This window comes from Galbibacter sp. L-19 (genome assembly GCF_056857615.1).
The window spans coordinates 50,202-70,474 of sequence record NZ_JBSXNL010000041.1 but is presented as its reverse complement, the minus strand read 5'-3'; the positions used below and the strand labels follow the sequence as shown (position 1 = coordinate 70,474).

At 32.6% G+C, this 20,273-nt stretch carries 13 protein-coding genes; 4 read left to right on the top strand and 9 right to left on the bottom strand.

The annotated features are described in order from the left end of the window. Nucleotides 1-86: 86 nt before the first annotated feature. On the top strand, nt 87-881 hold the full coding sequence (locus tag AC13CQ_RS04940; RefSeq protein WP_474506682.1) for an ABC transporter ATP-binding protein: 795 nt from the start codon (nt 87-89) through the stop codon (nt 879-881). A 31-nt stretch (nt 882-912) separates the two neighbouring features. On the opposite strand, the gene AC13CQ_RS04935 is transcribed toward AC13CQ_RS04940, so the two are convergent. The 9 genes from AC13CQ_RS04935 to AC13CQ_RS04895 form a co-directional block, all read right to left on the bottom strand. Further along, nucleotides 913-1,746 (bottom strand): endonuclease/exonuclease/phosphatase family protein, encoded by an 834-nt coding sequence (locus AC13CQ_RS04935; protein WP_474506672.1) that lies wholly within the window; start codon nt 1,744-1,746, stop codon nt 913-915. 191 nt (nt 1,747-1,937) lie between these two features. Then, nucleotides 1,938-3,599: a sulfatase family protein gene (locus tag AC13CQ_RS04930; protein WP_474506673.1), complete on the bottom strand. Its 1,662-nt coding sequence runs from the start codon at nt 3,597-3,599 to the stop codon at nt 1,938-1,940. After that, complete coding sequence (locus AC13CQ_RS04925) at nt 3,596-4,480, bottom strand: alpha/beta hydrolase (protein WP_474507675.1); 885 nt, start codon at nt 4,478-4,480, stop codon at nt 3,596-3,598. Before AC13CQ_RS04925 ends, AC13CQ_RS04930 begins: the two co-directional genes overlap by 4 nt. Nucleotides 4,481-4,493: 13 nt before the next feature. Then, entirely contained in the window at nt 4,494-6,770 is a 2,277-nt protein-coding gene (gene bglX, locus AC13CQ_RS04920) for a beta-glucosidase BglX (RefSeq protein WP_474506675.1), read from the bottom strand. A gap of 54 nt (nt 6,771-6,824) precedes the next feature. Further along, nucleotides 6,825-7,610 carry a carboxylesterase family protein gene (locus tag AC13CQ_RS04915; RefSeq protein WP_008613902.1) on the bottom strand — a complete coding sequence of 262 codons (786 nt, stop codon included), beginning with the start codon at nt 7,608-7,610 and terminating at the stop codon, nt 6,825-6,827. Nucleotides 7,611-7,757: 147 nt separating this feature from the next. Beyond that, nucleotides 7,758-9,140 (bottom strand): glucoamylase family protein, encoded by a 1,383-nt coding sequence (locus AC13CQ_RS04910; protein ID WP_008613900.1) that lies wholly within the window; start codon nt 9,138-9,140, stop codon nt 7,758-7,760. Between the two features lie 23 nt (nt 9,141-9,163). After that, nucleotides 9,164-10,594 (bottom strand): RagB/SusD family nutrient uptake outer membrane protein, encoded by a 1,431-nt coding sequence (locus AC13CQ_RS04905; RefSeq protein ID WP_008613899.1) that lies wholly within the window; start codon nt 10,592-10,594, stop codon nt 9,164-9,166. Between the two features lie 20 nt (nt 10,595-10,614). Then, nucleotides 10,615-13,710 (bottom strand): SusC/RagA family TonB-linked outer membrane protein, encoded by a 3,096-nt coding sequence (locus AC13CQ_RS04900; RefSeq protein ID WP_335587441.1) that lies wholly within the window; start codon nt 13,708-13,710, stop codon nt 10,615-10,617. A 913-nt stretch (nt 13,711-14,623) separates the two neighbouring features. Continuing rightward, nucleotides 14,624-17,422, bottom strand: a complete 2,799-nt coding sequence (locus AC13CQ_RS04895; RefSeq protein WP_337900015.1) for a helix-turn-helix and ligand-binding sensor domain-containing protein — start codon at nt 17,420-17,422, stop codon at nt 14,624-14,626. Between the two features lie 140 nt (nt 17,423-17,562). Between AC13CQ_RS04895 and AC13CQ_RS04890 the strand changes: the two genes are divergently transcribed. From AC13CQ_RS04890 to AC13CQ_RS04880, 3 genes are all read left to right on the top strand, one after another. Next, entirely contained in the window at nt 17,563-18,927 is a 1,365-nt protein-coding gene (locus tag AC13CQ_RS04890; protein WP_456867418.1) for a DNA recombination protein RmuC, read from the top strand. A 44-nt stretch (nt 18,928-18,971) separates the two neighbouring features. Then, nucleotides 18,972-19,517: an acyl-CoA thioesterase gene (locus AC13CQ_RS04885; RefSeq protein ID WP_008613895.1), complete on the top strand. Its 546-nt coding sequence runs from the start codon at nt 18,972-18,974 to the stop codon at nt 19,515-19,517. 138 nt (nt 19,518-19,655) lie between these two features. Next, nucleotides 19,656-20,267, top strand: a complete 612-nt coding sequence (locus AC13CQ_RS04880) for a transcriptional regulator (protein WP_335587444.1) — start codon at nt 19,656-19,658, stop codon at nt 20,265-20,267. The last annotated feature ends 6 nt before the right edge of the window (nt 20,268-20,273 follow it).

Genomic DNA, 20,273 nt, shown 5'->3' with positions numbered 1-20,273 from the left:
TTTATACTTTTACTTACATTTTTTCGGAGTCATTTTAACTTTTCAGCTAACTAAATATAACTCCTTCATCTAAAACTTATTCAAACATCAATACGCAAGAGCAAAATATCATTTTACAAACCAAAAATTTAGCGGTAGGATATCCTTCTAAAAAAGGAAATAATATTATTGCCAAGGATATTAATTTTAAATTATCCGCAGGAGAACTTACTGCAATTGTTGGTGCAAATGGAATTGGAAAATCTACCTTATTGCGAACTTTAGCAAAAGTTCAACCTAAACTTTCGGGTGAAATTTTGTTAAAAAATAAACCGATTAGCAGCTATACAGAAATTCAATTAGCAAAGGAAATAAGTATTGTTTTAACCGAACATATTCCTGCTAAAAATTTAAGCGTTCTAGAAGTTATTGCCTTAGGAAGACAGCCCTATACAAATTGGATTGGGATTCTCTCTCAAACCGATCAAGAAAAAGTAAAAGAAGTAGTTAGTCTTGTGGGACTTGAACATTTAAAACATAAAAAGTGTTTTGAATTAAGCGACGGACAATTACAACGTGTAATGATAGCGAGAGCTTTGGCGCAAGATACCTCTATTATTATTTTAGATGAACCTACTACTCACTTAGATATTTACCACAAAGCATATATTCTAAAACTCCTAAAAACCATTGCTCAAAAAACAAGAAAAGCCATTCTATTTTCTACACATGAAATAGAATTGGCTATTCAATTATGTGATAAAATGCTCATATTAGATACTCAGAAATCTACATTTGGAGAACCTTGCCAACTTATTGAAAGAGGAAGTTTTCAAAATCTTTTTCCTGAAGATTTAATATCTTTTGATGCTACCACAGGTTCTTTTAAAGTGAAAAAATAATGATTCCTCTTTAAATATGATTTTCTTAATCCTATTTAAAATCTAAATATGCTATTACAGGAAAATGATCTGAAGGATATTTTAAATTTTTAGAATCGCTTAAAATTCCACTTTTTAAAACTGAAAAATCGTTTTTTGAGATAAATACAAAATCGATTTTATTTTTTACAGGTTTCTCAAAATGAAATCCGTTAAAAGTTCCATCAGGTCCAAAAGCATTTTCACCAGCTTCTAAATGACTGTCGAGCATTTCTTTTTTGATAGCAACAACTCCTTCCGAAGTACTGTCTAAATTAAAATCTCCTGTTAAAACTACTGGAAGGTTTTTGGGATTTAATTCTTTCATTTTTTTCAAAATCAACTTAGAACTTTCAAGTCGCGCAACGTTACCTACATGGTCAAAATGTGTGTTAAAAACCAAGAATTCTTTCCCAGATTCCTTGTCCTTAAAAGTAGCATACGTACAAATTCTATTTAAAGCAGCATCCCATCCTTTAGAAGGCTTTTCTGGCGTTGGAGACAACCAAAATGTACTTTCATTTTCAACTTCATACTTTTTTGTATTATAAAAAATAGCAGAGTATTCTCCCTTTGTATCTCCTTGATCTCTTCCAATTCCTATGTATTTATAGTTTTTCAACTCCCTCTGAATGTCTTCTAATTGGTTGTGAAGTCCTTCTTGAGTTCCAAAAATATCAGGAGCATAAAAATTTAATTGAGAAATAAGAAATTCCTTACGACTTTGCCAATTATTGGCTGTGTCAGAAGGATTATCATATTTAATATTATACGTCATTACTTTTAAATCCTGAGCACTTAACAAAGAACAAACAGTAAAAAATACAACAGATAAAATTTTATTCATTTTTATTTATATTAAAGCTTAATATTAACTTTTTCTAGACAATACTAGAGATACACAAAGAAAACAAATTAATTTATTTCGGTCCTTAATGGAACATTAAATTATCTTGGAGGGAACCCACTAAGTATCCAATGGAAACAATTTCAATTCAATTTGATGCAGAAACTCAGCACAGGCTATGAGGGATTGAATTATTCAATTGGAGTGCCACGCATTCTATCAAAATTCTTGAAATTATTATCTATTTTCTTTTCTGATGCTTGCTCAAATTCTTTTTCTGTAACTCCGTACTCTTTTTGAAGTTCTTTTAATCTAGCATGTAATTTTGCTATTACCTCCTCATAATCCTCGTCATTAATGGCATTATGAAGTTCATTTGGATCTTCTTCCAAATCGTAAAACTCCCAAGTATCTATATCATCATAAAAGTGCATTAATTTATAACGCTTTGTTTTTACTCCATAATGCTTTTTCACCATATGAAAAGCTGGATAGTCATAATAATGATAATAAATGGCATCTCTAAAATCGTCATCCTCAACAGCTCCCTCTAGTAAAGGCTTTATAGATTTTCCTTGCATACCTTCTGTTAAATCATTCCCCCCCGCATAATCCAAAAATGTTTGTGCAAAATCTAAATTCTGAGTCAAAGCATCTACCACAGTTCCTGGTTTTATTGCTTTAGGATACTGAATTAAAAAAGGCATTCTAAACGATTCTTCATACATAAATCGCTTATCAAAAAAACCTTTTTCTCCCAAATAAAACCCTTGATCCGAAGTATAAACAACAATTGTATTATCAGACAATCCATTTTCTTCTAGGTAATCTAAAACTTTTCCAACGCCATCATCAACAGCTTTTACCGTTGCTAAATAATCGTGTAAGTAACGTTGTCCTTTCCATTCATCCAATGCCTTTCCGTGGAGATTAGCTTCCCAAAAAGCATTATTTTTTGGCAGATAAGCTTCATCCCAAATTCTTCTTTGTTCGGCATTCATCCTATCAAAATCGTTTGTCCATGGGTTATTTGACAATTCAGTACTAGCAAACTTTTTACTCAACTTTAAATCATGCCCTTCATACATATCGTCATAGATAGTTTGCAATTGCTGTTGCGCAGCAACTTGGCTTTCATGTTTATCAAAATAACTATCGGGCAAAGGAAATTTTATCGAATCGTAAACCGTTAAATAACGTAAAGGTGGCATCCAATTTCTGTGCGGTGCTTTATGATGCAACATCATAAAGAAAGGCTTATTATCCACTTTTTTATTTTCTAGCCAACTTATCGCATCCTCTGTTATAATATCTGTTGCATAGCCTTCTATTTGTATAGAATCGCCCATTTTAACAAAATCAGGGTTGTAATAATGCCCTTGGTCGTCTATTATATTCCAATAGTCAAACCCTTGTGGATATCCATACAAATGCCATTTCCCAACCAAAGCCGTTTGATATCCTAGCGTTTGTAGCTTTTTTGGGAGGGTAGGCTGGTCTCCATCAAAGCGCTCTCCATTTTGCCTGAAACCGTTAATATGACTATGTTTTCCAGTTAAAATTACCGCTCTACTTGGACCACAAATAGAGTTTGTACAGTAGGTATGATTAAAAATTGCGCCATTTTTAGCAATTCTATCAATATTTGGAGTTGGAGCCAATTTACTTATTTCAGAACCATAAGCACTAATAGCTTGAAAAGCATGATCATCTGCCATTATAAATAAAATATTAGGCTTTTCTGCTCCTGATGTAACCTCCGAATTGTTTTCTTCCTGATCAGTTTTTTCCTTACAGCTTGTAAGTAAAATAGCTAAAATTAAAAAAGGTATTAATTTAGATATGCTTTTCATTTTTTAGATGCTAATTGAAGATTATATGTAATTTGCTCTGTATGAATTATTGCATTCGATATAAAATCTGCTATTTCATCGGTGAATTTGTAAGCTAAATTTGCCCAATCATGATTTCCCTCAGGATCTGTTGCCAACAAATACGAAGCTCCTAATTTTTGAAGTTTCTCTGTAATTGCTTTAGCTCCAAATAGCGTTAAAAAACCAGGCTGATTAGGTTTACAATAATGATGTGGTGCAATGTAATAAGGAACTAAATTGTCTTTCTTTCCGTGGAAAAAAACCGAAGGAATAGCAGTCTCCTTGGTTAAATGCTCTAAACTTACAAGCGCTCCCGCAAAAGAAACAACTCCAGCATACTTAATTTTTGAACTATTAGGCATATAGACTGTATTTAAAACAGCTTCTGCTCCCGCGCTACTTCCTACTAATACAATCTGACTTGGATCAAACTTTAGATTTTTTGACTTCTGAATTAAAAGATCAGTAGCGTCAAGAATATCATTAGTTACCGAATCAAAGGTTTCTATTTTCCCTTCTGAAGAATAATCACACCCAAAAGATTTTCCTTTTCTGGTAAGATGATAACTCATAGAAGCCACAGCGTACCCTCTTTTTGCCATCTCTCTACAAAACTCTTTCTCCATTGGATTGTCTCTTTTTCCAGAAGAAAAACCGCCACCATGTACTAATATAAGTAGCGGTTTTTTTGCTAACATATCCTGTTTTGAACTGTAAAAATCTAATTGAAGCGTATCTGAATACGTAAAAGTTTCTGACTTCACCGTATTAAAAACAACGTCTTTAAAACGTTCTTGAGCTTTTATTTGCATAGTCACAAATAAAAATCCTACTAAAAATAAAACGTATGTTTTCTTCATTATAAATTCTTTTTTATTCTAAAATAAATTCTTTTTTCAAGCTTGCATTAGAATCTCCACCTACAAAAACTTCAAAAGTTCCTGGTTCTGCAACAAATTCTAAATCAGAGTTATAAAATTTTAAATCTTCAGGCTGTAAAGTAATTGTTACCTCTTCACTTTCATTTTTCTTTAAAAATACCTTTTTAAATCCTTTTAATTCGCGATTAGGAGGCGTAATACTTCTCACCACGTCATGTAAGTATAATTGTACAACTTCTTCCCCATCGAAATTCCCAGTATTCTTTAAAGTAACAGATACTTCTACTGCCTCTCCCTGAGAAATTTTATCCTTATTAATTTTTAAATCAGCATATTCAAAAGAAGTATAACTCAATCCATATCCAAAAGGAAATAAAGGAGAATTTTTCTCATCTAAATAATTCGATTTAAACTTTTGAAACTCTTCAGAAGCTGGAGCTGGTCTTCCGGTATTTTTCATGCTATGGTAAACAGGAATTTGTCCAACAGAACGAGGCCATGTAGCAGTTAATTTTCCTGATGGATTATAATTTCCAAAAACTACATCTGCAACTGCATTCCCTGCTTCTACTCCTGGATGCCATACTTGTAATATGCTCACTGGTAAATTAAATTCTTCTGGAATTGCTAATGGTCTTCCACTCATTAAAACTAATACAACAGGTTTTCCAGTTTCAACTAGTGCTTTTATTAATTTTTTCTGAGTATCTGGAATTGTAATATCTGTTCTACTTGCTGCTTCTCCACTCATTTCTGTTGCTTCTCCAACTACGGCTACTACAACATCCGATTTTTTGGCTGCAGCTAAAGCTTCATTTAATAAAGCTTCTGAAGACTCTTTACTTATTTCAACACGAGGACCAAAAACATTTATCTTTTTAGCCATTTCAGCATCATTTAAAATATTACTCCCTTTTGCATATGTTATGGTTGCATTTGGAGCTACATTTTTAAATCCTTCTAAAATAGTTATTGCATTTTTAACATCTCCCGTTGGTGCCCATGTTCCAAGCATATTATTTCTGCTATCTGCTAATGGTCCAACTAAAGCAATTTTTGTTGCCTTTTTAAGAGGTAACACATTATTTTCATTTTTTAATAAAACAAACGAATGTGTTGCTGCTTGTCGAGCTACGTCTCTATTCTCTTTCGTAAGAATATCTTTTGCAGGGCGACTATTATCAATGTAACGATATGGATTATCAAATAATCCTAACTTATGTTTAGCTTCTAAAACTCTTCTACAAGCATTTGTTATATCAGCTTCGGTAACTTTTCCTTCTGATAAAGATTTTTTTAAAGTCGATAGAAATCCTTCTCCAACCATATCCATATCTAAACCAGCCTTCAATGCCAAAGCAGAAACTGCCTGTAAATCTCCTAATCCGTGCGCAATCATTTCATTTAAGGAAGTATAATCTGAAACTACAAAACCTTCAAACCCCCAACGATCTCGTAATAAATCGGTTAACAACCACTTATTCCCAGTTGCAGGAACTCCATCAACATCGTTAAAAGATGTCATTACACTTGCTGCACCAGCATCAATGGCAGCTTTATAAGGTGGTAAATATTGATTAAACATTTTTACACGACTCATATCAACCGAATTATAATCGCGTCCTCCCTCAATAGCTCCATACAATGCAAAATGTTTTACACAAGCCAACATTGTATTAGCATCGGTAAGGTTATCTCCTTGGTAACCAGTTACCATAGCTCTAGCAATGGCAGAACCTAGATAAGCATCCTCTCCTGCTCCTTCTGCTATTCTTCCCCATCTTGGATCTCTAGCAATATCTACCATTGGAGAAAAATTCCAATTTATTCCATCTGCAGTAGCCTCTTTTGCTGCTATTTGTGCTGTACTTTTAATTAAATCCATATCCCAACTAGAAGAAAGTCCGAGTGGAATTGGGAACGTTGTTTTGTATCCATGAATAATATCCGACCCAAAAAGTAATGGTATTTGCAAACGGGTTTGCTTAACTGCAATATCCTGAGCAATTTTCATTTTAGAAGGACTAGCCACTCCAAAAAGTCCCCCTACATTACCAGCTTTTATTTTGGCTTCTACATTTTCACTCACTACAGACCCAGTGGCAACACCACCTCCAGGAGTTAATAAGTTTAATTGCCCTATTTTTTCATCAATAGTCATTTTTTTTAATAAAGCTTCCACTTCGGGTATTTGCTTTTTACTTTGAGCAATTCCAATAGTAGTAAGGCTTAAAACAAAAGCAACTAATATGGGTTTCAATACATTCATTTTCTTTATTTCTATTTAATTTTTATTCTCTTATGAATTTTAAAATATTCTCAATTATTTGTCCTTCTGATGCGAAAATAACCATGGTAAAAAGTCAGGCTCACTAAAAGCAGAATCCCAACTATTATGGTTTGCATCGTTGTAAAGTGTAAACTTAGGATGCCCTCCTGCTTTTAAAATAGCTTCTACCATTTTTACAGAATGTAACGGATTTACAACATCATCTTGTGCGCCATGAAATACCCACATTGGTGTATTTACGTATTTACTTACAGCTTCTTCACTACCGCCACCACAAATAGGCATAGCTGCGGCAAAGGTTGTAGGCATTCTAGATAATATTTCGAAAGTTCCCATTCCTCCCATAGACAATCCTACAACATATACTTGCTCTTTTTTTACAAAGGATTTTTCTATAAATTGATTTAATAAATCCATTGTTAAGCTCAAGGCCTTTGTAGGCTTTTTATCATCATGAAAAACAAGTTTCACTCCCTCGCCAGAGCGATCAACATCAGCATTAGACCAATAATCGTTTTTTGGACACTGTGGAAAAATTACAATAGCTGGGAAATTAGCTCTATTTTCTTCAGAAGTAAATAGACTACTTCCGTGTGTTAACTGACTCTCATTATTGTCTCCACGCTCTCCAGCACCATGTAAAAAAAGAACCAAAGGATATTGTTTGTCTTCTGAAAAGTTATCAGGCAGCAGTATTCTGTATTTCAACGTTTCCTTTCCTTTTACAAAATTATCCTTTTGATAAAGCTTCGTTTGAGCTATCATTAGTACTGGAAAGCACATCAGAAAAAAACTAATTAATCTAATTTTATTTTTCATTTAAGCATTTATTTTAAAAAGTCATATTAAATTAACTATATAAATTAGCTGCCGCTCCCAATGAAAACGAAGATTTAACATCTGAATTACAGATAGTTATAAATATTTCGAGAATCAACAAAAATGATACAGAGTACTACTTTCTTTTTATTTAGTTATGGTAAACCCCAATTTATCTAGTCCTTTTTGAACATCTTCATTCTTCATAAATAATTTCCAAAATAAACCTGTTCTATAATTTTCAATCATAACAGGAATTGGTCCTTGATCTATTGCCAAATACCTAGGTAAATACCAATTATCTTGTAAACTAAAAGCATCGTACGGTCCATATTTACCTATTAAAGAATCTTGCTCTTTATACATAAATCTTAAAAACTGCATACTCTCTTTTGGCGTATATGGCATTGAAGACAATGCTGCCGTTGGAGAAATAACTCCTAAATCTTTATCTCCTGGATGGTGACCAGCATATCCTTTCATAGAATAGCTAGAGGTTAGTCCCCAACAATTCTCTCCATAACCTTTATAGTTATGAGGATTGTCAACACAATATTTATATTGAATCATAGCATGGTTACGGTTTAATTTCCAATAATCTCCATACTGGTCTTTAAGTCCTTCTGGATTTAATCCTAAATAAGAATAATGTGCCCAGAACATTGGCCCTACAGGGTCTTTATCATATTCATAATGATCTAAAACTGTTTTTAAACCATAATATGTTGTGTCCTTTGCTATAGCTCCACCACGAGCCCATCCTTGTTCATAAACTTCTTTAGAAATAGGATGTGTAGGAGAAGCTGCTGCAAGTACATACATTATTAAACACTCATTGTATCCACCAACAGGAAAATTCATTTTCCAACCATTATTAGGCGACCAGTGCCAGTATAAAACATTCTCTCCTTTAGTATACCAATCCCATTCCACCTCTTCGTATAGTTTTTGGATATCTGCAACCAATTGTTTTGATTGTTCCGAATTGTCAGTTTTATAATATTCAGCAACTGTTAAAAGTCCTTGAATTAAAAAAGCAGTTTCTACTAAATCTCCTCCATCATCATATTTACTAAAAGGTTTTACTTTTCCTGTGTTATCATCCATCCAATGTGGCCAAGCCCCATGAAAACGATCTGCATTCTTTAAAAAATCTACAATTTTTATATACCTCTCTAATGCCTGATCTTTGGTTATATACCCACGTTCTACCCCAACTAAAATAGCCATGATACCAAATCCACTACCTCCAGTAGTAACCACATGCTTGTCTTTTGAAGGGTAAATTCCATCCAAATGAATCCGCTCTGCTGCAAGTCCAGAGTTTGGTTGCGCGCCACTCCAAAAATATTCGAAGGTTTGCTTTTGCACCTTATCCATCAAAGCTTTGTCTTCTGTTGAAGGATGAAATTCTCCATCTTCCACAGCTACTTCATCTGACTTTGATGTTTCTTTTTTTTCTGATTTTTTAGAACTGTCACATCCAACTAATGTGAATGTGACAGCTATAAATGCCAATAATAATCGCATATTATATATTTTTTAAAATTTTCTTACCACCCTGGATTTTGAGGGATTTCTGGAGTTTGAATTAATTGGTCATTAGGAATTGGAAAAAGTTCATGCTTACCTGTAATAAATGTTTTCCCATCTTCAGCCATTGCATCTTTTGCCTGACCAGTTCTTAACAAATCAAACCAACGGTCGTGCTCAAATGCTAACTCAAGTCTTCTTTCATTCCAAATTTTCATTCGTAATGCAGTTTGATCTGTGTTAGTATATTCTGGTAAATTAACACGATCTCTAACTTTTTTCAAAGAAGCTAACGCTGCTGAAGCGTTTCCTTGTTCATTTGCTGCTTCCGCATGAATTAACAACACCTCTGCATAACGGATAATCCTAATATTTTTATCCGTATCACTAGCTCCTGCGTTTGCACTAGAATATGCTTTTTCATTATAAGCAGCATTTTCTACAGAAGCACTTACTTCTCTCCCATCCCAAAGGGTTTCTCCAGGAAAAATAATCGTAGCATTTTTTCTTATTTCATCTCCTTCAGCATCAAAAGCATCTACTAAATTTTGAGATGGAGTATTGAAGCCCCAGCCCCAACCACTGGTTCCTCGAGCTCCTTGTGTTTGAGAATACTGTTGTACTCCATGAGCAATTGATTCTCCTCTTGCTTGAACTTCAAAAATAGATTCTACTCCATTTTCAGTATAAACTCTCCAAATATCTTCATAATTAGGTTCTAAGCTATACTCTCCAGAATTTATAACCATTTCGGCATACGTTTGCGCCTCATCCCATTTTTCTTCATATAAAAAAACTTTAGAAAGTAAAGCTTGTGCCGCACCTTTAGTAGCTCTCCCTAAATCTTTACTTGCATATTCGCTTTTCTTTGGAAGGGCGTCTATAGCATCTTTCAAATCCTGCTCTATATAAGCATAAACTTCTTCTTTAGGAGCTCTCTCTGAAGGCTCTGAAACTCCTTGAATTGTTACATCCCCAAAAGAACGTACCAACCAAAAGTAATTTAAAGCTCTTAAAAATTTAGCTTCTCCAATCAATCTATTTTTTAAGGCAGCATTTTCCATGGAAGATGTTTCTAGAAACTCTATTGAACTTGTAGCGCGACCAATAGATTTATACCATAATTCCCACATTGCTCTAACAGACCCAGCAGATGTTGTGTGCTGAAGATTATCTAAAGCCTCTTTATCTGCTCCAGAATCGGTTGGAGAACTTCCCTTGTCTGCATTATCCGAAATAATTTCTGTAACTCCCAAGTAGGAAAAAGCATAGGAAAAATCTGTTAACATTCCATATACTCCTGTCACAAAATTCTCTCCTTTCAAGGTTTGTTCGCTATCTTCCTGAGAAATGTCTTCTCTAGAATCTACATCTAGGTAATCTTCACTACAAGCAACTAATGTAACTATAGCTGCCAATAGTAAAAGCGATTTATTATATTTTATTTTCATGATTTCTATTCTTTAATTTTTTACAATTCTATATTAACCCCGAGTATAAATGTTTTCACATTTGGATATGCAGAAAGCTCTATCCCAGCAGTCTCATTTGGTGCTCCAGATTGTAATAATTCTGGTGTAAATCCTGTGTATTTAGTAAATAAAAATGGATTTTGAGCTGTAGCGTAGATTCTTAATTTAGAGAAATATTTTATAGCATCTTCAGATAAAGTATATCCAATAGAAATATTATTAATCCTTAAATAATCTCCGTTTTCTAAATAATAACTAGAAGCTACCGCATCTCTATCTGCTCCTGGGTTTACATTTGTAGATCCTGGTCCTGTCCAACGGTTATCGTAAACTTCTTTGGTTACATTTTCTCCACCATCAATACGCACTCCTTTAAGTCCGTTATAAACTTTATTTCCTCCAACACCAAATGCATCTACGTTAAAATCAAATCTTTTATAATTTAATCCTAAATTAATTCCGTAGTTAAATTTAGGTAAATAAGAATCCATAAAAACCTTATCTCTATCATCTATAATACCATCTTCATTTTGGTCTTTATATTTTAAATAACCAGGTTTTGCACTTTCTAAACTCGCACTATTATCAATTTCGTCTTGTGTTTGCCATACACCATCTGCTTCATACATCCACCAAGCGTAAAGAGGCTGACCTTCTTGCAGTCTTTTGGTTATTTGTCCATTTGCCAAACTACCTCCTGTATTACCATCGTATGCTGGTTTAACATCTTGCAAAACATTTTTGTTATATCCGTAGTTAACTCCAATGCTGTATGAAAAATCTTCACTTACCTGATCTTGCCAGTTTAAAGCAACTTCAAAACCTTCGTTATTTACCTCCCCTCCATGATCATAATAAGAAGCTTGGAAAGCAGAGTTTAATAAAGGTTTTACATTCATAATAGCATTTTCGGTAGTTCTATTATAGTAATCTAAATTAGCAGACAGTCTACTTTCTAATATTGAAATATCTAATCCTGCAAAAATCTCATTTGTTTTTTCCCAAGTTAATTCTGTTACTGGGGTTCCAAAACTAGAACCAAAAATTAAAGATTGGTTTGGTCCAAACACATAGTTATTACTATTACTCCCAGGATCTGTACTCACTGTATTTGTGTTTAATTGAGGTACATTTGCATTTCCTAATTTACCGTATCCTCCACGGATTTTTAAGAAATCAATCCCTGAATTACTCATAAATTCTTCACGAGAAATTACCCAACCTGCACTGAATGATGGGAAATTACCCCAATATTCTTCATTCTCTTTAAAGAAACTGTCTCCATCTCTTCTAAAGTTTGCAGTAATAAAATATTTATTATCAAAGTTGTATTGAAGTCTTCCAAAATAAGAAAGCTTTGTTCTGATATTACTGTAGCCTTGTTCAGCTATTTTATCATAATCTGATGAAGCCATATCGATATTCCAATATTGTTCTTGACTTGGAACATCATACCCTTTTACATAACTTCTATAATTATCATTTCTTAAATCTCTAGTAAGCCCAAGTAACATATTAAAGTTATGCTTGTTGAACGACTTATCTATGGTTATAAAAGTATCCCAGTTATAACGAAATTCCTCTCTATTTTCATAAGAAAGATCGTTATTGACATAAGTTAATGAGGTAGGATTTTCTTCTTTTAACTGATCAAATTGACCTGATGTTCTTGTAGGGTCTGAAGTTAACCATCTCCCTTTAACATCATTAAATACTCTCTTTTTGTAGTAATATTTTGTAGCCCCAAATCTAGAACTCAATTTTAACCAATCTGTAACATCAAATTCCGCCTTAAATAACCCTTGAAGGTTTGTAGTTTGAATCTTCTGATTATCATAAAAAGCATTAGCAACTGGATTCCCAATAGAATTTAAACGTCCAATTGTTTCTCCCGGAGCACCTTGATAACCAACTAATCCAGTAGATTGATTTACAAAGCTTTGCCCATATTGACCGCTTTCATAATAAACAGGAACTAAAGGAGATTGTCTGTAAGCATCATTAAATACTCCATATCCTTTAGGATTCTCATTTGTAAAAGATAAGTTTACATTAGGAGTTAATTTTAATCTTCCTTCAAAAAGCTTAAAAGTATTGTTAGTCCTAATAGTAGTTCTATTATATCGTTGATCTTTTAATAAACCATCTTCATTATAATTATTTACACTGAAGAAATAATCAACATTTTCCGAACCTCCAGAAATAGCTACATTATTATTGTTAGAAAAAGCCGTTCCTATTAGTTCATCATACCAATCTGTATCATACGCTTGATTTGGCGATAATTGATAAGATCCTCCAGTTGACGTTTGCTTTTCATTAAAGTAGTTAATATACTCCTGTCCATTAGCCATCTCTACTGGATTTAGCACAGATTTAGCTCCGTAGAAAGATTCTACTTTAATTTTAGCTTTTCCACTTTTACCACTTTTTGTTGTAATTAAAACAACCCCATTGGCAGCATCACTACCATAAATTGCTGCGGAAGAAGCATCTTTCATAATATCAACACTAGCAATATCACTAGGACTGATATTCTGAATATTACTTACCATAATTCCATCTACAACATATAAAGGACTACTCCCAGCAGATGCCGTTCCAACCCCTCTAATAACAACCTTAGGGTCTGTACCTGGCGCATCACTATTTATAATGTTTACCCCTGCAACTTTACCTTGTAAAGACTGCATTGCATTAAGTGCTGGCTGTTCTGCTATATCTTCAGCTTTTGCAGATACAATAGCTCCTGTTAAATCGGAACGCCTTTGTGTACCATAACCTACCACCACTACTTCGTCTAATTGGTTGGTAGAAACTGTAAGAGAAACGTTTATTGAAGAAGTGTTTCCTACTACAATTTCTTGAGGCTCCATTCCTACATAAGAAAATACAAGTGTATCTCCATTAGTAGCTTCAATAGAATAATTTCCATCGAAATCTGTTTGGGTTCCTGTTGTGGTTCCCTTAATTAAAACTGATGCTCCTGGTAACGGCATGTCTTGATCATCCGTAATTACACCAGAAATTGTTTGCTGTTGGGCGAACCCTGAAAAACAACATAACAATATAAATGTTAACAAATAATTTTTCATTTCTATTTACATATTAAAGTTAGCTTCTTAAAACTATCATAAACTATAACGATGTAGTAGAAAAACACCACTTCTTAAATACATCATTAGTGAGAACTGTTCTTAAGGCAGGTTTTTAGAGGGATTCAAGTGTGTTAAAATGAAGTAATTCTATACAAAATTACAAAATGTAGTAGTGATGATGTATTATTTCAATGTTAATTTCGTTTTTTTAGACCCTAAAAAATGATGATTTTTCATTTAAAACCTAAAATTTTAAGATTATAGCATTCTAAGTTTTGTTAAAATAAGGATAGATAACTCCTTAAATCAACTACCTAGAGGCAAGTCTACGAGGTATTCAAAGTAAAATAATTTAATCCATTTTAACGTAGAACTCTTCGATATACTCAGAACAGACTCTGGAAAAAAACCTCAATGAGGGATTAATAGCAAAGGACTATTTTGAAAACCTCATTTAAACTTCGATATAAGTAGAGGCTAATAAATTCCGTTAACTTTTGTAGGACAACAATAATATGTTTTATAAGTTTAAGCTACAGATTCACAGATTTATTTTTCTTCTCTTCTCTTATTAAGGTTATGGGCAAGGGAAGGCAAAAAAATATTTGTGAATTCGTGGCAGAAAAACTTTGCAGCCTAGGTATAGGAGATTTTTCAAATAAAAATCATTAATGTCCGAATAAAATATAAGACCGCTTCGCTGTAAGAGAAAAGAACAAAGACTAAATCTAAACTATTACAAAATGAGTAGTTTAAAGAAACAACATTACCAACTCCTTCTTTTTATTCATTTTTCTTGATAGTAAAGGGGGAGGTATTTTAAAAACCTCTTTTAAACCTTGGTATAAGTGGAGTCCAATAAATCCAATCCCGTTAACTTTTATCGGACAACAATAATAAAAAATAGAAACTATATATTCATTAAATACTCATTAAGATTCTGTTCTGAGGTTAAGTCCAACTTTTTACGTAATCTGTATCTGTGGATTTCTACTCCTCTCACCGAAATACTCATAAGTGGTGCAATTTCTTTACTAGATAAATTCATTTTTAGATATGCACATAACTTTAAATCCTTAGAAGTAAGCTTATCTGGATGAAGTTGTAATAGGTTTTTGAAAAATGAATCGTGAATTTCATTAAAATTAGATTCAAAAATCTCCCAGTCGTTTGCGTTATTAATATTACGATCTACTTTTTTAAGGAGTTTATTAAAACGTACTTTATCAATTATTTCTGACTTAAAATGATTTAACTCTTCTTTTAAATCTACAAGAATCTCATTTTTCTTAGTCATCTCCATGGCGGTATTTGCCAATTCTTTAGTTTTCTTTTTTAACTCTTGTTCATGCTGTTGCTTCTCAATCTCATTAAGTTTTTTCTCATGCCTTAGTGCCTCTTCCTTTCTATTAAGCTCTTTTTGATGCTCAAACTGATCATCTAGATATTTTTTATGGCGAATTAAAACAAACTTATTCACCGTAAAAACTCCTACTATAATAATTGCTAAAATTCCTAGTGCAAGAAGAATTCCCCAAACACCTAGATACCATGGTTTTTTTGTTTCCAACTCAAGTTTAATTCCTGTTTTGGAAATTTCTGTTTTCATTTTAGAGCGGATATCTATAGTAGTTTCTCCATAAGGCAAATTTGTAACTATAATTTTACCATTTTGTGCATCTCTATATTCTGTTTTTTCTCCATTAGACAAGCTATAAACAATAGAGTTATTTGTAAGAAAAGGAACAGAAGTTTCAATTATAATAGTATCTCGCGGCTTAAATACATGCAAACTATCTAAAGGCAAAGGGTTTCCGTTCTTTAAAACTCTATTTATTATGGGATTTTCATGTTTTTTATTTCCGCTAATCTTTTTTGTATTAACCGCTAGGATGTCGTTATATAATGCTATCTGAACTAATGAATCGTTTACCACAATGGCTCTTTCGTCATTTTTTAACAATCGATTTGCATAATACCTAGAAGGAATATAAAATTGAGAATTTTCATCATTTAACTGCTCTCGCATAAATAACATCCCATCCGCTTTTTTAAAAATAACAGGTTGCACTCCATCATCTGTAATTGGATAGGCTGCAGCATCTTTTCCTAAAATAGTTCTTAACGATTCAAAAGGTTCAATTTTTTGCTCTATAGGATTATAAACAAACCACTTATTATTGTTATAAAAAGCTATTTGTCCTTCTATTTTAAAAATTTTCACCAAATAAATATTTGATAACGCTGTATTATATTGCTCTTCTATTCGAAGAATTTTAGCGTAATCTTCAGAAAAATGAACTCTATAAATCCCTTTATAAGTATGAGCTACCCATGCAATATGATCTTTTTCGAAAACTATTTTTTTAACAGGAAAATCTATTCCTTCTACATCATTTACCTTCCACTCTTTACCATTTTTTTTATAAAGTGTAAGTCCAGAATAATTTCCTTGTATATACGTATTTTGCTTTCCATCTATCTTCTTAAAAACGTAGCCTCCATTTTTATCAGAAATGACTTCCAATTTTTTATTTTTTATTTGATATGTTGCAAGATTATGCCCACAAACAATAACATCGTCAACCAGTGTTAAATCCCAAATATGTCCTTGAGAACCTTCAATAAATTCTATACTATCTTGGTTTCCTACATATACCCCTGTATTGGTAGCAATATAGGTTTGATTATTTAAAGAAACCATATCATAAACACCGCCAATATCGAGTTTAGAAGGGTTTAAATAATACGCATCAAAATGTATTGGAATTGCAGAAACTCCATTGTCTAATGAGAGCCATAAAATTCCTCTATCTGTAAATAAACTTCCAAGAATGGTGTTGTTTTGAAGTCCATTTTGAACATTTAAATTGTAAAACTGTTCTGTCTTACGATTAAAAACATACATTCCATTTTTAATAGTTCCCAAGAAAATATAATCCTTGTTTATAGTTATTTTATTGAGCTGATTATGCTTCATCAACTCATTAAGAGGATGCTTCCAAGGTTTTAAACTATTATTATCCCATATAAAACAACCGTTAAGAGATGTTCCTATTATAATTTTATTGCCTTCAAAAGAAGCAATAGATTGTACTTTATAATCTTTTAAAAGTGTTGTTTGCTGCTGAAGTATTAATTCATCATCTATTAACTTATAGATCCCTTTATCTCTTCCAAAAACAAAAAATTCGCCATTAACTACATTAGCACCTAAAATGGTGGTTTCAGATTTTAGTACATTTATTTTTTCATTTTTATAAATAAATATGCCACTGAAGGATTTAAAAATTATAGCGTCTTTTAATTTGTAAATAGACCAAATAGATTCCGTTTCAATATTAGTTGCTGCTAATTGATTACTCAAACTAGTATATTGCAACTCTCCGGTGGATGTTTTTTCCCAAAATCCAAACTCCTCATAAGACCCAGTGTAAATTTTATTATCAAAATAAGCTACAGAGCGAACAATTGTTTTATTAGGCAATTCATAAAATCGCCAAGTATTGCCATCAAACTCTAGCAAACCTTCATTATTAGCTACATATAAATTCTTGTCTCCATATGCAATACCCCAGTTCTGGATTCCAGCCTGATAATCTCCTACATTAAAGTTATGAATAGGTGGTCTCCGCTGTCCATTTAATAGGAAAGAACAAAGTAGAATTGCTAGAATACTAAATTTATGGTAGCGTTGATAGAAGCTCATGCTTTGCGAAAATTTCTTTTAAAATACTAAAATCCTAAAAAAGGAATCGTAATTGTTATTCTTGAAAGTTTTAAATTGAAGCTATTCTTTTATCTTTACAACTAAATTTCAATTTAAAATTTTCAACGAAAATACACATAATGACTGAAAATCTTCTTTTAATAATTGTCGCATTTATATTTGCCATTGGTGGGATCTTTTTGGGTATCTATATTCAGAAATTAAAAAACAATAGTACCCAAGGGGCTTTTGACGCCCAAGAAGCCCAATTATTAGAGCAAATAGCACAGTTAAAAAACAGTATAGAAAAAGAAGTTTTAGCAAAAGAAGCTATTAGACAAGAGAAAGATTCCCTTGCAATTCGGCTATCTAGAAAAGAAGTAGATTTTGATAATTTATTAGAGCGAAATAAAGAGCAAAAAGCAGAAGTAGAACAACTCCAAGTAAAGTTTGAAGAAAAATTTCAGGTTTTAGCTAATAAAATTTTAGAAGAGAAATCTCAGAAATTTACACTTCAGAATAAAGAAAATATAACAAATATTTTAACACCTCTTCAGGAGAAAATTCAACATTTTGAGAAACGAGTAGAAGACAGTAATAAGGAAAGTATTACCCGCCATTCTGCTTTACAAGAACAATTAAGAAACTTAAAAGACTTAAATCAGCAAATTACAAAAGAGGCTTCCAATCTTACCAAAGCGCTAAAAGGCGATACAAAAATGCAAGGAAATTGGGGAGAATTGGTGCTTGAGCGCGTCCTCGAAAAATCGGGTCTAGAAAAAGGAAGTGAATATACGGTGCAAAATAGTTTTACTACGGATGAAGGTAAACGTGTATTGCCAGATGTAATTATTCATTTACCAGATAATAAAAAAATGATTGTCGATTCAAAAGTTTCGTTAATTGCTTATGAACGTTATGTAAATGAAGAAGATGAAGATTTAAGGCCTGCTTTATTAAAAGAGCATGTAAATTCTATTAAAAAACACGTAGAGCAATTAAGTGCAAAGAATTATCACGACTTATACAAAATTGAAAGTCCTGATTTTGTATTACTCTTTATCCCTATGGAACCTGCCTTTGCCATAGCATCCCAACAAGAACCACAATTGTACAATATTGCTTTTGAAAAAAATATAGTTATTGTTACCCCTTCCACCCTTTTGGCAACACTACGCACCATTGACAGCATGTGGCAAAACGATAAACAACATAAAAATGCACTAGATATTGCTATCCAAGCCGGACGGCTGTACGATCAATTTAAAAACCTTTTAGACGATTTAGAAAAAGTAGGGAAACAGCTTAATACTGTTCAAACTTCCTACGCAAGTTCTATGACTAAACTTACAGGAAAAGGGAATCTGCTTGGACGTGTAGAAAAACTTAAAAAGTTAGGAGCCAAAGCAAGTAAGCAAATAGACCAGAAATGGCTAAATCGAGTTTCAGACGAGCAAGACGAATTGGATGAACTCCCTGCTTCTGATCAAAATAAATTACTATAAAACCACCTACCAATTTTTAAATTTGAATAACTAATTATCTTAAAATGACTCCAAAATTCAAGCCCGTAAGCGCTTCCACTGTTGAAATATCTGAACTCATGCTTCCCTCCCACTCTAATTTTAGTGGGAAAATCCATGGGGGATTCATACTTTCTCTTCTAGACCAAATAGCATTTGCATGTGCTTCAAAACATTCAGGATCTTATTGTGTTACAGCCTCTGTAGATACTGTAGATTTTTTAATGCCGATAGAAATTGGCGAATTAGTAACCATGAAAGCTTCCGTAAATTTTGTCGGAAATACATCTATCGTTATTGGAATTCGTGTTGAGGCTGAAAATATTAGAACTGGAGAAATCAAACATTGTAATTCTTCTTATTTTACAATGGTTGCCAAAGATGACGATGGTAAAAGTGTAAAAGTACCAGGTCTTATTTTAAAGACAGAAAACGATTTAAAACGTTTTTTTAAGAGTATCAAACGAAACCAACTGAGAAAAGAGCGCCATGACTATGCTAATAAATTGGATTATACAGTTAACCAACTGATCCATGAATTAGAAGGTTATAATGTTCAAATAGATTTGTAATTTATCGATTTAAAAAACGATATCTCTGTTTATCGTTTAAATAAGTGATAAAATTAATTATCGTTAAAATAGACGATATTTGTATATATCGGCTAAAAACACGATATTTGATACTCCCGGGTAAAAACCCAATATATTATGACAAGTATTATAACAGGAGATATTATTAATTCTAGGGAAATAAAAAATCCCGAAGAATGGTTAGCACCCTTAAAAGAAATTTTTTATAACATCGATTCTTCAAATAAGTATTGGGAAATTTATAGAGGAGACAGTTTTCAAATAGAAATAAAAGATTGGTATCAAGCTTTTGAAATGGCTGTATTGATAAAAGCTACTATAAAAAGTATAAAGGCGCTAGATGTACGTATGGCAATTGGAGTTGGAGAGAAAACACACAAAGCCAAACGTATTTCTGAATCTAATGGAAGTGCTTTTATTTATTCTGGAGAAGAGTTTGAAAAACTAAAACAAAATAAGGTCAATTTGGCAATAAAAACGGCTAATAACGAGTTAAATGAAGAGTTAAATCTATATTTTAAACTTGCTTTAATTGCCATGGATAATTGGACAAAAAAATCGGCAGAAATTGTAACACTTTCCATCAAAAATCCTGAATTGCCTCAAGAGGAATTAGGGAATATTATAGGAATTAAGCAAAATACTGTGAGCGAACATTTAAAAAGAGCATCGTTTGAAGAAATTATGGAAGTTGATAAAATGTATCGCCATAAAATAAGCACTTTATAAAACAGC

Coding starts and splice junctions, on each gene's coding strand:
- AC13CQ_RS04925 (WP_474507675.1), bottom strand. CDS start 4,480: ATGAAGAAAACATACGTTTTATTTTTAGTAGGATTTTTATTTGTGACT.
- AC13CQ_RS04880 (WP_335587444.1), top strand. CDS start 19,656: ATGACAAGTATTATAACAGGAGATATTATTAATTCTAGGGAAATAAAA.
- AC13CQ_RS04930 (WP_474506673.1), bottom strand. CDS start 3,599: ATGAAAAGCATATCTAAATTAATACCTTTTTTAATTTTAGCTATTTTA.
- AC13CQ_RS04885 (WP_008613895.1), top strand. CDS start 18,972: ATGACTCCAAAATTCAAGCCCGTAAGCGCTTCCACTGTTGAAATATCT.
- AC13CQ_RS04900 (WP_335587441.1), bottom strand. CDS start 13,710: ATGAAAAATTATTTGTTAACATTTATATTGTTATGTTGTTTTTCAGGG.
- AC13CQ_RS04915 (WP_008613902.1), bottom strand. CDS start 7,610: ATGAAAAATAAAATTAGATTAATTAGTTTTTTTCTGATGTGCTTTCCA.
- AC13CQ_RS04910 (WP_008613900.1), bottom strand. CDS start 9,140: ATGCGATTATTATTGGCATTTATAGCTGTCACATTCACATTAGTTGGA.
- AC13CQ_RS04895 (WP_337900015.1), bottom strand. CDS start 17,422: ATGAGCTTCTATCAACGCTACCATAAATTTAGTATTCTAGCAATTCTA.
- AC13CQ_RS04890 (WP_456867418.1), top strand. CDS start 17,563: ATGACTGAAAATCTTCTTTTAATAATTGTCGCATTTATATTTGCCATT.
- AC13CQ_RS04935 (WP_474506672.1), bottom strand. CDS start 1,746: ATGAATAAAATTTTATCTGTTGTATTTTTTACTGTTTGTTCTTTGTTA.
- bglX (WP_474506675.1), bottom strand. CDS start 6,770: ATGAATGTATTGAAACCCATATTAGTTGCTTTTGTTTTAAGCCTTACT.
- AC13CQ_RS04905 (WP_008613899.1), bottom strand. CDS start 10,594: ATGAAAATAAAATATAATAAATCGCTTTTACTATTGGCAGCTATAGTT.